The sequence below is a fragment of the Klebsiella sp. BDA134-6 genome (genome assembly GCF_015601345.1).
GTDB classification, from domain to species: Bacteria; Pseudomonadota; Gammaproteobacteria; order Enterobacterales; family Enterobacteriaceae; genus Klebsiella; species Klebsiella grimontii.
This window is the reverse complement of the sequence record NZ_CP064784.1, coordinates 3588677-3601914: the sequence shown is the minus strand read 5'-3', so window position 1 is coordinate 3601914 and position 13238 is coordinate 3588677. Positions and strand designations below refer to the sequence as shown.

At 57.2% G+C, this 13238-nt stretch carries 9 protein-coding genes; 7 read left to right on the top strand and 2 right to left on the bottom strand.

Translation table 11 applies throughout. The annotated features are described in order from the left end of the window. Positions 1 to 72: 72 nt before the first annotated feature. Complete coding sequence (gene ldcA, locus IYV58_RS16605) at positions 73 to 987, bottom strand: muramoyltetrapeptide carboxypeptidase (protein ID WP_087828984.1); 915 nt, start codon at positions 985 to 987, stop codon at positions 73 to 75. A gap of 95 nt (positions 988 to 1082) precedes the next feature. Between ldcA and emtA the strand changes: the two genes are divergently transcribed. Further along, a complete protein-coding gene (emtA, locus tag IYV58_RS16600; protein WP_009651970.1) occupies positions 1083 to 1694 on the top strand; it encodes a membrane-bound lytic murein transglycosylase EmtA in 612 nt (203 codons plus the stop codon). 93 nt (positions 1695 to 1787) lie between these two features. Here the strand turns inward: emtA and IYV58_RS16595 are convergent, their stop codons facing one another. After that, entirely contained in the window at positions 1788 to 3536 is a 1749-nt protein-coding gene (locus tag IYV58_RS16595; protein WP_004121945.1) for an alpha,alpha-trehalase, read from the bottom strand. A gap of 515 nt (positions 3537 to 4051) precedes the next feature. On the opposite strand from IYV58_RS16595, the gene IYV58_RS16590 reads away from it, so the two are divergent. The 6 genes from IYV58_RS16590 to IYV58_RS16565 all read left to right on the top strand — a co-directional run bounded on the left by IYV58_RS16590 (position 4052) and on the right by IYV58_RS16565 (position 13236). Further along, positions 4052 to 5410 carry a glycoside-pentoside-hexuronide (GPH):cation symporter gene (locus IYV58_RS16590; protein WP_004121943.1) on the top strand — a complete coding sequence of 453 codons (1359 nt, stop codon included), beginning with the start codon at positions 4052 to 4054 and terminating at the stop codon, positions 5408 to 5410. A 101-nt stretch (positions 5411 to 5511) separates the two neighbouring features. After that, positions 5512 to 6903, top strand: coding sequence for a carbohydrate porin (locus IYV58_RS16585; RefSeq protein WP_195729146.1), 1392 nt, complete (start codon positions 5512 to 5514; stop codon positions 6901 to 6903). Positions 6904 to 6986: 83 nt separating this feature from the next. After that, the gene (locus IYV58_RS16580; RefSeq protein WP_195729145.1) at positions 6987 to 9767 is read left to right on the top strand and encodes a beta-glucosidase; all 2781 of its coding nucleotides are present in this window, start codon (positions 6987 to 6989) and stop codon (positions 9765 to 9767) included. A 294-nt stretch (positions 9768 to 10061) separates the two neighbouring features. Next, positions 10062 to 11501 (top strand): circularly permuted type 2 ATP-grasp protein, encoded by a 1440-nt coding sequence (locus tag IYV58_RS16575; protein WP_004121936.1) that lies wholly within the window; start codon positions 10062 to 10064, stop codon positions 11499 to 11501. Beyond that, entirely contained in the window at positions 11495 to 12424 is a 930-nt protein-coding gene (locus IYV58_RS16570; RefSeq protein WP_004121935.1) for an alpha-E domain-containing protein, read from the top strand. Before IYV58_RS16575 ends, IYV58_RS16570 begins: the two co-directional genes overlap by 7 nt. Next, the gene (locus IYV58_RS16565; RefSeq protein WP_004121934.1) at positions 12421 to 13236 is read left to right on the top strand and encodes a transglutaminase family protein; all 816 of its coding nucleotides are present in this window, start codon (positions 12421 to 12423) and stop codon (positions 13234 to 13236) included. Before IYV58_RS16570 ends, IYV58_RS16565 begins: the two co-directional genes overlap by 4 nt. Positions 13237 to 13238: the final 2 nt, after the last annotated feature.

Genomic DNA, 13238 nt, shown 5'->3' with positions numbered 1-13238 from the left:
GCGTGAAGATAAATTAAAAACTACACCATTTTAACAATCCGACGCCGATCGGGATATGCGTTAGAGGAATTTTTATTCTGCCAGAACCGGGTGGCCGCTGATGCTTAACGTGGTGATGGATGCGTTGTTGACCAGCAATGCTCTGGCGCCTAGCGGCAGGGTGACAGTACGCTGTTCGTGGCCAAAATCCAGGCCGCTGATGACCGGAATGTTAAGCTGCTGGCGAAGGTAGTCGTATACCATCGGCAGATCGTAACCGGCATCGTAATCGTTAGCATTGGCGCCGGTGAAACTGCCGAGGATAATCGCCCGCTGGCGCGCCAGAATACCGCTGCTAAGCAGCTGTAATAGCATTCTTTCCACGCGGAACGGGTGTTCGTTAATATCTTCCACCACCAGAATTCCGTCGCTAATTTGCGGCATCCACGGGGTGCCGATAAGCGAGGTCAACATCGCCAGGTTACCGCCCCACAGAGTGCCATCGGCGCGGCAGTCCGGGCCTTCGCCGTGCCATTCGAGGGTAAACGCCGGGTCGCGCAGCGCCTGCCAGAAATGGTGTTCAGTAAATTCGTTCAGCGTTTCGGCGCCGAAGTTTCCGGCCAGCATCGGCCCGCTAAAAGTGATTATGCTACCCTTTGCCAGCAGGCCCATCTGAACGGCGGTGAAATCGCTGTGGCCGCAAATAAGCAGCGGATCCTGCTGCTGGCGGGCGATCAGCGCCTGCCAGTCAATGTGCGGCAGCAGGCGAGTCGCGCCGTAGCCGCCGCGTACCGCCAGCACGATACGGTTTTTGCCGTCGAGGGCGGCGAGCTGGTTGATATCGTCAAGGCGTTCATTCTCAGTTCCGGCAAACCGCAGCGCCCGGCGGGGAATGACCTGCTGGTGCGAGACCTGATGCCCGGCCTCCTGCAGACGCTGCACGCCGCGGTACGCCGCCTCCTGGTTGATGCAGTAACCGGAAGGGGCGATGAGATAAAACTGAGACATGACAATTCCTTGCTAAGAATGAAAGGGTTATCATGCCGCCTGGAGCGTTTATTGTCATCTCCGTGCGGCAAACTTCAGCCAATAAGGATAGATGTGTGAAATTGAGATGGTGTGTTTTTTTATGTGTATTGTTGGCCGGTTGTAGTTCAAAACACGATTATCGTAACCCGCCGTGGAACCCGGAAGTCCCGGTTAAGCGGGCGATGCAGTGGATGCCAATCAGCGAAAAAGCCGGTGCGGCGTGGGGCGTTGACCCGCAGCTGATTACCGCGATCATCGCCATTGAGTCTGGCGGCAACCCGACGGTGGTCAGCAAATCCGGCGCGGTTGGCCTGATGCAGCTGAAGCCCTCGACCTCCGGTCGCGATGTTTACCGGCGGATGGGCTGGAGCGGGGATCCTTCGGTGAGCGAGCTGAAAAATCCCGAGCGTAATATATCCATGGGGGCCGCTTATTTAAGCATTCTCGAAAACGGTCCGCTGGCGGGAATTAAAGACCCGCAGGTGATGCGCTACGCGGTGGTCGTCTCCTATGCCAACGGCGCGGGCGCGCTGCTGCGGACGTTCTCGTCCAATCGCCAGGATGCGATCGAGGAGATTAACGATATGGACGCCGATGATTTTTTTGAGCACGTCGTGAAGAAACACCCGGCTCCGCAGGCGCCGCGCTATATCTGGAAGCTGCAAAAAGCGCTGGACGCGATGTAAGGGGGCTCTCACCCGGCATCGTTTGCCGGGGAGTCATCAGCTTACACGTATAAGATGAAGAAAGATGCGCGGCGGGGCCCGCCGCGCAAAGGTTTACCGGGTGGCTTTTTCATCCCCAGGCGCAACAGGATCGTTGGCCGCGGGCTGAGCCGCCTTATCTGTCGCCTTACTGGTATCGTCATTCGCTGCCGGGCGGGTGGCTGGAACCGAATCACAGGGGTTCTCTTTCGGGCACACCAGGTCCAGCATCTTCAGGGTGACGCCGTTGGTCCAGCCAAAGCCGTCCTGTAGCGGATACTCTCCGCCACCGCCGCCGGTTCCGGTCGAGCTGACATCATATTTTTCCACCAGCTTCTGTTCGCTGTTGTAGGTATGCTGAACGTTGCTGAGGAAACGCCAGCTCACCTCCATTGCGATCTTCTGCTGGCCATACTTTTGCAGGCCTTCAGCGGCGACCCACTGCAGCGGCGCCCAGCCGTTCGGCGCATCCCACTGCTGGCCGCTATTGACGGTCGTGGTGGTCAGGCCGCCGGGTTTGAGCAGGCGCGCTTCGGTGGCGGCGGCGACTTTAGCGGCGCGCTCGCTGGAGGCGGCGTTGACGTACAGCGGGAACAGCGCCGCGGCGGTTAGCTGATTGCGCACCTTATGACTTTTCAGATCGTAATCGGCGTACCAGCCCTCTTTATCGTTCCACAGGTATTTCTCCAGCGCTTTCTGTCGGGCGTTGGCCAACGCGTCGTACTGCGCGGCTTTCGCGTTATCGCCAGCTGCTTTACTGGCGCGGGCGATGGCTTTTTCCATATGGAACATCAGCGAGTTGAGGTCGACCGGTACAATCGAGGTGGTGCGGATGGTGCCGAGCTGCTGCGGATTATCCATCCAGCGGGAGCTGAAGTCCCAGCCGGATGCTGCGGCGGAGCGCAGATCGCGGTAGATTTCAGTGGCCGGGCGGTTGGGATTGTTTTTAGCGGTGGTGACATCGTCCAGCCAGGATTCCGGACGCGGCGTGTCGTTATCATCCCAGTAGCGGTTCAGCAGCGAACCATCGGCCATACGCACCACGCGCTTACTGGCGCCGCCGGGCTCAAGCGCTTCGGCGCCATCCATCCAGTACTGGTACTCTTTCTCCATCTGCGGCAGCCATTTTTTGAGCGCCTCATCGCCATCGTGCGTGGCCAGCAGTTCGACCATAAACGGGAAGAACGGCGGCTGCGAGCGGCTCAGATAGTAGGTACGGTTGCCGTTGGGAATATGGCCCCAGGCATCGATTTCCGCGGCAAAGTTAGTCACCATATCTTCAATTTTATCCCAGTGGCCGCTCTCCGCTAGTCCTAGCATCGTGAAGTAGCTATCCCAGTAATAGACTTCGCGAAAGCGTCCGCCGGGCACCACGTAGGGTTTTGGCAGCGGCAGCAGTGAATCCCACTTTTCCACCTCGACGGTGCTGCGGGTCAGCACCGGCCATAAACCGTTGATATGCTGGCGCAGCGTTTGTCCTTTTGGCGGAACGTACTGGTCGTTTTCGCGGGGCAGGGTAAAGTTGAGCTCGACGAAGTGCCGCAAATCAAAGCTGGTCTGACTTTTCTGCATACGATAATCGGCCAGGATCATCAGCGGGTCGCCGTTAGGGATGGCGTCGGCAAACGTCTTCTGGTCGGAAAAAAGTTTTGCGCTTTGCACATCGTTAAATAGCGGACCAAGCAGAATATCGGGTGATTGCGGGATTGGGCGGGTTTCTTCAGCCTGAGCCGTCAGCGTCGCCAGGGCGACAAACGCGCCCCCCAGCGCAAGACGAAGAGCATAGGGCAGGGTGGCTGGACGACGGGAAACGGGACTCGTCATAGGTTGTTCTCCTTATCATTGCAGACTATGTGCCACTGCATTCGGCCATCAGAAAACCTTAGACGAATATCCGCCGCTGCGCGTGTCGAAGCTAACATTTTGCAGTAAAACAGAGAAATTACCTGCCTCGGAAGACACCCGGGAGGCCATATCCTGAACAGTACAATATTATATTTTTAATTATATGAAATCAGGTGGTTTATATTTGCGGTGTGAATATTTTTGTATAAATAAAAAACGCCCTTTCTGCCTCAAGTGAAAAATAGAGAACGGGCTGGTGTTTATATATACGGGTGCTGTTTTCACTTGTCGCGTATTAAAAAATGCGCAAAGGAATAAAAGCTGTGATCTGTCAGGCAAAAAGCCTCGGGATAATACGGCTGAAGGTTGACCGGATCACATAAATTAAAAAACATAAATAATTAATAAAAAAACATAATGGCGCCAGCATAGCGGATAAGTAAAAAATGCAGACATGACCGAAACCGGTTTCATTTTACATAAAGGAGTGGTGTATGTCCGCTGGCGACAAAATTTCAGTCAGAGAAAAAGTAGGCTATAGCCTCGGGGACGCGGCAAGTCACATCGTGTTTGACTCGTCCGTGGCTATCCTCGCTTACTTTTATACCGATATTTATGGCCTGCCGCCCGCCGTAATGGGGACAATGTTTTTGCTGGTTCGTCTGCTGGATGCGATTACCGATCCGATCATGGGGGCGATTGCTGATGCCACCTCTACCCGCTGGGGACGCTTCCGTCCGTGGCTGCTGGCGATCTGCGTGCCCTTTGCGGTGAGCTGCGTGCTGGTGTATTCCATTCCGTCCTTTTCCGACTCGGGGAAAATTGTCTACGCCGTTGCGGCTTATATATTCATGACGTTGATGTATACGGCGATTAATATTCCTTATTGCTCGCTGGGGGCGGCCCTGACCTCCGATCCGCGCGAGAGCCTCTCTCTACAATCTTGGCGTTTTGCCATTACTCCGATTGGCGGCGCGCTCGGTACCGCGTTTATTTTGCCACTGGCTGATTTTCTCTATCCTGGCGACCGCGCTACCGGTATTCAGGTCTCCATGGCGTTATTCGGCGTGATTGGCTGCCTGATGTTTGTTACCTGCTTTGCCACCACCAAAGAACGCGTGCAGCCGATCAAAGAAGAGAACCTGAATATCGCTCGCGATGTGAAAATTCTTTTTCGTAACGATCAGTGGCGTATTCTTTCCGTTTACAACTTTATGATGCTGGTTGCCGTGGTCATTCGCGGCGGTGCGGTGGTGTATTACGTTAATAACGTGCTGAATAAAGGCTCGGACGTTATTACGATATTCATGCTCGGCGGCATGTTTGCCTCAATGCTGGGGTCGGTGCTGGCCAAACCATTCGGTACCCGTTTCTGTAAGGTCAGATTTTCGTTCTGGATTAATCTGCTCACCGCTGCGCTGGGCGTCGTATGCTTTATGTTGCCGGTGCAATACTGGATTGCGGTTCTCGGCGTGCATATTCTGATTTCCATCATTCAGGGCGGCAACGGCGCGCTGCAGTGGTCGATGATTACCGACGTCAATAACTATGGCGAATGGAAAACCCAGCGGCGTATAACCGGTATGAACGTCGCGGCAAATATCTTTGTCATTAAGCTGGGCGTGGCGGTCGGCGGGGCGATTCTTGGCTGGGTGCTGGCCTATTACCATTACGCCGCTAATACCGCGGCGCAGCCAGCCTCAGCCATCCAGGGCGTGGTGCTGTTATTCACGTTAGTCCCTTCCGCTTTTTATGTTCTTACCGCTATCTCTATTAAATTTTATGGCTTAACGGAAAATAGAATGAACGGCATCGTTGATGACTTGAAGCACGGAACCTTTGCCGAATCCTGATAATTCAACGCTGTATTAAAAGGGCTATGCAGGTTATTTCCCTGGATAGCCCGGTTATACCCTGGATGAAACAAATAATAATGTAATTAGGGATGTTAATTATGAAAGTAAAATATATAGCTCTGGTTATTAGTGGCGTATTCTCCTCTGGTCTTTTGGCAGCGACAAATTATCAATCTGCGGATATTGAAAAACGGTTAGCCCAACTGGAACAGCGTTTAATGAACGCTGAGCAACGGGCGGCCGATGCGGAAGCGAAAATCCAGACGTTAACCCGGCAGCAGGCCGTCGCGGCGAAAAGCGCGCCAACGGTGAAGGTGCAGTCCGCGGAGCCTGTTGCACCGGGCGCTGAGCCGACGAAACTGACGCTCTCCGGCTACGGCGATATCAAGTTTTATGGCGATGTCGAATTCAATATGGACGGCGCCAGCAGCAGCGGAAGCCTGACCTCGGTAAAAACCACGGCGAATAAAGACTGGGCGCCGGGCAATAACGAACGCTGGGATATTAACGGCCGACTGCTGTTAGGTTTTGACGGCATGCGCAAAATGGATAACGGCAATTTCGCCGGTTTTTCCGTCCAACCGCTGGCGGACCTGAACGGCAAAATGAACCTTGATGATGCGGTGTTCTTCTTTGGTCAGGAAAATGACTGGAAGGTGAAGGTTGGGCGCTTTGAGGCTTACGATATGTTCCCGCTGAACCAGGATACGTTCGTGGAATACTCCGGGAACACCGCCAACGATCTTTACAGCGACGGCTACGGCTATATCTACATGATGAAGGAAGGGCGCGGCCGTAGCAGCAGCGGCGGCAACTTCCTGGTCAGCAAAACCCTTGATAACTGGTATTTCGAACTCAATACCTTGTTGGAAGACGGCAGCACGCTGTTCCAGGATAAGCAGTATCACGGGACTGAGTTGGAAAATGAGAAAAATGTGGCCTATTTGCGCCCGGTCGTCGCGTGGAACAGCGGGCGCTTCTCCACCGCCATCGCGATGGAAAGCAACGTGGTCAATAACGCCTATGGCTATCACGATGCGAAAGGGCACTGGGTCGATCAGTCCAGCCGTACCGGCTATGGCTATACGATGACGTGGAACGGGCAAAAAACCGATCCGCTGGATGGCATGGTGACCAACCTTAACTTCGCCTGGATGGACGCCGAGGATGAAACCGACTTCACCGTGGGGGTGAACTCCCTGTGGCGCGGCTTCGAGCTTGGCTACATTTACGCGCATAACAAGATCGACAGCTTTAACACCGCTAATTTTATCGCTAACTGCGACGATAGCTGCTGGATCGCCGATCCGGGCAAATACGATATCCACACGATTCATGCGTCGTACCTGTTCCCGAACGTCATGAATATGAAGAACTTCAACATCTATCTTGGCGCCTACGCCTCGTGGATTGAATCCAATCCGACCAGCGGCGATGGTCAGGAAGACTCCCGCTACGGCGGTCGTCTACGCTTCAAATATTTCTTCTGATCAAAGCAGAGCCCGCATCGTGCGGGCTCTGTTCATTATGTGATTAAGCCTCCCGCGGAGGCATGAGTTAACAGGACAACACCATGTTTGACAGTAAAGCGGGGACCCCGCTGGAAGGGTTTGCCGAATTTGCCGCCGCCGCTGCCGCCGAAGGCGCGGTGCTGCTGAGAAACGATCGCCAAATGTTGCCGCTCGATCCCGGGCAGCCGGTTTCGTTGTTTGGCCGTACGCAGATTGACTACTATCGCAGCGGCACCGGGTCAGGCGGGGCGGTTAACGTGGTGAGCCGGACAACCCTGCTGCAGGCGATGCGTGCGCGAAACGGGAAGAGGCTGAATGAGCAACTGGCCGGGCTCTATGAACGCTGGATTGCGCAGCATCCTTTTGACAACGGCGGGGGAGCCTGGGCCGCCGAGCCCTGGCATCAGCAGGAGATGCCGCTTAGCGACCAGCAGATTCGCCAGGCGCGCGCCGTCTCCAGCCAGGCGGTGATTGTGCTTGGCCGTACCGCGGGGGAGGATCAGGACAACGCCGATGTAGAAGGCGGCTATCGGCTAACCGCAGACGAGATAACGCTGCTGCGCCAGGTCTGCCGCGAGTTTGATGACGTGGCGGTGGTGCTGAATACCGCCGGGCTAATCGATCTCTCGTGGGCTGACGATCCTCTGTTGCGTAAACGCGTTCGTGCGCTGCTGTACGTCTGGCACGGCGGCGCCGACGGCGCCCGGGCGGCTGCATCGCTGCTGTACGGCGATGTAACGCCGTCCGGTAAGCTGGTGGGCAGCATTGTCGCCTCCCTGGACGACCACCCGGCATCGCCCTGCTGGGGAGCACAAGCGCAAAACCTCTATCAGGAAGATATTTACGTCGGCTATCGCTACTTCGAAACCTTTTGTCCCCAGCGCCTGCAGTATCCTTTCGGATTTGGTCTCTCATACACCCGCTTCACCCTGTCATCGGCGCGGGCGCAGGCCTTCGGCGATCGGATCAAGGCGACCGTTACCGTCACTAACCGCGGCGACCGCTTTGCCGGCAAAGAAGTGGTGCAAATCTACCTCCAGGCGCCGCAGGGAGCGCTCGGCAAACCGGCCCGGGCACTGATGGCCTTCGCTAAAACCCGCCTGCTGCAGCCGGGTGAAAGCGAAACCTTAACGCTATCGATCCCGCTGGAGCGTTTTGCATCCCTGGACGATAGCGGGGCGACAGGTCACCCGCATTGCTACGTGATGGAACCCGGCCTTTACCGTTTGCTGATCGGCAACAGCGTGCGCGAACTGCAGTCGTTACCGATTGACGGAGAGGCGGGGTATTCGCAAAAGACGCTGCGGGTGCTGTCCCGCCACCAGCAGGTGCTGGCCCCGACGGTGCCTTTTGTCCGTATTAAACCGGTTGCCGATGGTGACGATGGCCGCTATGAGATCGAATGGGAAGACGTGCCGCGCCGGGAGATTAATCTGCGCTCAAGGATTGAGGCGCGCCTGCCGGAGACAATTTCCCTCACCGGCAACCAGGGGCTTACCCTCAGCGACGTTGCTGAAGGGCGCGCCACGATGAATGCCTTTATTGCTCAGCTGTCAGTGGAGGAGCTGGCCTGCCTGGTGCGCGGAGAAGGTATGTGCAGCCATAAAGTCACCCCCGGCGTCGCGTCGGCCTTTGGCGGAGTGGCCGATAGCCTGCTGGAAAAAGGGATCCCGCTGGCGTCCACCGCCGATGGGCCTTCCGGCATCCGTATGGATAACGGCGCGAAGGCCACACTGCTCCCCAGCGGGACGCTGCTGGCCTCCAGCTGGGATCCGATCCTCGTTGAGCGTTTATACGTGATGGAGGGAAAAGAGCTGCTGCGCAACGGTATTGACCTGCTGCTGGGGCCGGGGATGAACATCCAGCGCCATCCGCTCAACGGGCGTAATTTCGAGTACTTTTCCGAAGACCCGCTGCTTACCGGAATGATGGCGGCGGCGGTGGTTCGCGGCATTCGCAGCGGCGGCGGGATAGCGACCCTTAAGCACTTCGCCTGTAATAATCAGGAATTCGCCAGAGCCAGGGCGGACTCGGTGGTATCGGAGCGCGCGCTGCGCGAAATCTATCTGAAAGGTTTCGAATACGCGGTGAAAACCGGCGGCGCCAGCGCGGTGATGACCGCCTATAACCCGCTCAACGGCTACCATGCCGCATCCAACTACGATCTCACCACCACCGTACTGCGCGAGGAGTGGGGCTTTCGCGGAGTCGTCATGACCGACTGGTGGGCTACGATGAACGACCCCATCGATGGCGGGGCGGCGAGTACCCACAACACCGCGGCGATGATACGCGCGCAGAACGATCTCTATATGGTGGTCAACAATAACGGCGCGGAGATTAACGCGGCCGGGGATAATACCCTTGCGGCGCTGGCGAAAGGTGAACTGACGCTCGGCGAACTGCAGCGGTGCGCGGCAAACATCCTCAATTTTATGCTGCAGACCCAGGTGTTTAAGCGCGGGGAGAAGCCGCGCGCGGATATCATTCGTCTGGCGGCGGAACCGGGCTGCGCCGCAGACTGCGAGGGGGCGATAAAAATCGCCGAGCAATCGCGTCTGCGCTGCGACGAGGATCTGGTGCTAAGCGTTGAGCAGGCCGCGCGCTACGATGTTCTGGTCAATGTACACACTAACGGCGCGCCGCTGGCGCAAACCGCCTGCAATCTGCTGCTCAATAACCAGTTTGTGGCGACCATTCAGACCAACGGCACTCTTGGCCGTGAGAGCGTGCAGAAGCTGTGTCGGATCGAGCTGCAGCCGGGGAAATATCGGGTGGGCTTTGATTTTATCAAACCGGGTCTGGTGGTGCATTGGCTGGAGCTAAGGCATGTTAACGACTGACCGCAGCTGATGTTTGGCCAGAGTAGCGCCTTTTGCCGGATGGCCCGACGGGTGGGGTACCCTCGGCGATGTGGGACGGGCGCAGGCGGCAAAGCCGAAACGGACGCCCCATATTGGTGCATTTCGGGCGTCCAACAAACCATAAATAAGCAAAGCATCTGGTTGTTTTTTATTCAATTCAGCGCGGTGGCGCGATAACGTTACGCCCCATCGCCGCGCTGCGCTACCTGGCATAATTAATGCTTATCTCTTACCGGGATTACCTCAAAGTGAGTACAACCGGAGGAGACGACCATGATAAAAATAACGCTTCCTGACGGGCATTATTATGATGAGATGCTTACCGCACAGGGAGAGCAGCGTCAGCACTATAACGCCTGGTGGCAATGGTTTCGCAGTACCGATCAATTCTCTATCCGGCAGAAAAAAGAGCAGGCGGAGCTGCTCTTTCACCGTATCGGCATCACCTTTAACGTCTACGGTGAGGATGAGGGCACCGAACGACTGATCCCTTTCGACAGCGTGCCGCGCATTATTCCCGCCGGCGAGTGGCAGCGGATTGACCGCGGCATCCGCCAGCGGGTGAAAGCGCTCAACGCTTTCCTTTATGATATTTACCACGATCAAAACATCCTCCGCGCCGGGCTGATCCCGGCCGAGCAGGTGCTGGCTAACGAACAGTATCAGCCCTGTATGCAGGGGATAAATTTACCCAATAACACCTATGCCCATATCACCGGGGTCGATATGGTGCGCAACAGCGACGGCCAGTATTACGTGCTGGAGGATAATCTGCGCACGCCTTCCGGCGTCTCCTATATGCTGGAAAACCGCAAAATGATGATGCGGCTGTATCCTGAAATGTTTGAACAGCACCACATTGCGCCGGTCGAACGCTACCCCAGTTATCTGCTGCAAACGCTGCGTGAAAGCTCGCCGGTGGACGATCCGTGCGTGGTGGTGATGACGCCAGGACGATTTAACAGCGCCTATTTTGAACACAGCTTTTTGGCCCAGCAGATGGGCGTTGAGCTGGTGGAAAGCGCGGATCTGTTTATTAAAACCGGGGCGGTGTACATGCGTACCACCGAGGGGCCGCGGCGGGTGGACGTCATTTACCGGCGTATCGACGACGCGTATCTTGACCCGCTGGCCTTCAAGGCCGACTCCATGCTAGGCGTTCCGGGCCTGCTGTCGGTATATCGCGCTGGGGGCGTGGTGCTGGCCAACGCCATCGGCACCGGCGTCGCCGACGATAAATCGATCTACCCCTTCGTGCCGGAGATGATCCGCTTCTATCTGGGCGAACAGCCGATCCTGAGCAATATTCCCACCTGGCAGTGCCGTAAAGCGGAGGATCTCAGCTACGTGCTGAGCAATCTTGAACTGATGGTGGTGAAGGAGGTTCACGGCGCGGGCGGCTACGGCATGCTGGTCGGTCCGCGCTCGACTAAAGAGGAACGCGAAGCGTTCCGCCAGCGCCTGCTGGCGAATCCGGCCAACTATATTGCCCAGGACACCCTGGCGCTCTCGACCTGCCCAACCTTTGTCGACGAGGGGCTGGCGCCGCGCCATATCGATTTACGTCCCTTCGTGCTCTCCGGCCAGGAGATCCGCCTGGTTCCCGGCGGCCTGACCCGGGTGGCGCTAACCGAAGGCTCGCTGGTGGTGAACTCGTCGCAGGGCGGCGGCACCAAGGATACCTGGGTGATGGAGGATGATGAATCATGTTAAGCCGCACAGCGAGTGAACTCTTCTGGATGGCGCGCTACCTTGAGCGTGCGGAAAGCTATGCCCGGGTGCTGGACGTGACCTGGAAGCTGTCGATGATCCCCCGCCACAGCCAGCAGTCGCGGGATTTAGCCTTACCGCTCAATTTGTCGCTGACTCACGAGCTGTTTCAGGCGCGCCACGCGCGTTTCACTATGAGCAACCTGCTCAATTTTTTCGCCCTCGACGGCAACAACCCGTACAGCATTTTCAGCTGCGTCGAGATGGCGTGGAACAACGCCCACGCGGTGCGCGGCAGCCTGTCGGCGGAGGTGTGGGAAAGCATCAACGCCACGCGTATTGAGCTGCGGAAACTGCGCCAGCAGGGGATCGGCGAGCTGGGCAATGACGCTTTTTTTGAATGGGTCAAAGAGCGGGTGCATCTGTTTCGCGGGGCGATTCTCGGTACGCTGCTGCGCAATGACGCCCTGAGCTTTATCGGCATCGGGACGCTGATCGAACGGGCGTCCGCCACCGCGCAGCTGCTGTTGATTAAGGATCAGCAGTTGACCAGCGATCCTGACCCGGTACGCGAGTACTACCGGCTGGATACGCTGCTCAACGCGGTCAGCGCCCGCGAGGCCTATAACAGCATCTACCGCCAGCCGGTAAGCCGCGAGACGGTAATGGAACTGCTGATCCTGCGCGACGATGTACCGAGATCGCTAAGAGCGAGCATCTCCGACCTCGTCGGGCAGCTGGAGCAGATTGCCAACGATCGCTCGCACCTGCCGCTGCGCCTGGCGCACCAGCTGAACGTCGACCTGCGTTTCAGCACCCGTGACGATCTGGCGCAGGCCGATTTACAGATCACCCTTAATGCACTGCTGGCGCGGATTAACGCGCTTTCTGACAGCATCAGACAAACCTATCTGGAGGCGTTATGAAACTGGTTATCGATCACCTGACCCGCTACGGCTATGATGAAGAAGTGAAGTTTTCGACCCAGTATCTGCGCCTGACGCCGCGCAGCACCGGCCGCCAGAAGATCACCGCCTGGTCATTGACCTTGCCGGACGGTTCCGCCGTCGCTACCACCGACGCGTGGGGCAACGTGCTGCACGTGCTGACGCTGGATAATCCGCATAAAGAGATAACCATTCGCGCCAGCGGGATCGTCGATATCGCGGAAGAGGGGGACGATATCGGCGCGGAGCCGCAGGAGCTGCTTTCGCCGCTGGTTTTCTTGCGTTGTACGCCGCTTACGCGCGCTGACGGCCCGATCCGCGAATTCGCCCAGCGCTGGTATCAGCCCGAGGCGCAGGAAGAGAGCCTGAACCAGTTAATGGGCGAACTACTGTTGAGAATGCCCTATTCGCCGGGCGCCACGCAGGTGCAGGATTCCGCCGCCGATGCCTTTGCGCGCGCGAAGGGCGTTTGCCAGGATCACACCCATGTGTTTCTCGCCTGCTGCCGGGCGCTGGAGATCCCGGCGCGCTACGTCAGCGGCTACGTCTACAGCGATAATGCCGAGCACGTCGCCATGCACGCGTGGGCCGAAGTATGGCTCAACGAGCGCTGGCAGTCGTTTGATATCACCAATAACACGCGCAGCCTGAATCAACATTTGCGGCTGGCGACCGGGCTGGACTATCTTGATGCGTGCCCGGTTCGCGGCACCCGCCTCGGCGGCGGGGGAGAAATCATGTTAACTAACGCTGAAGTGCGCGAGCATTCGCAGCAGGCGCAGCAGCAATAACG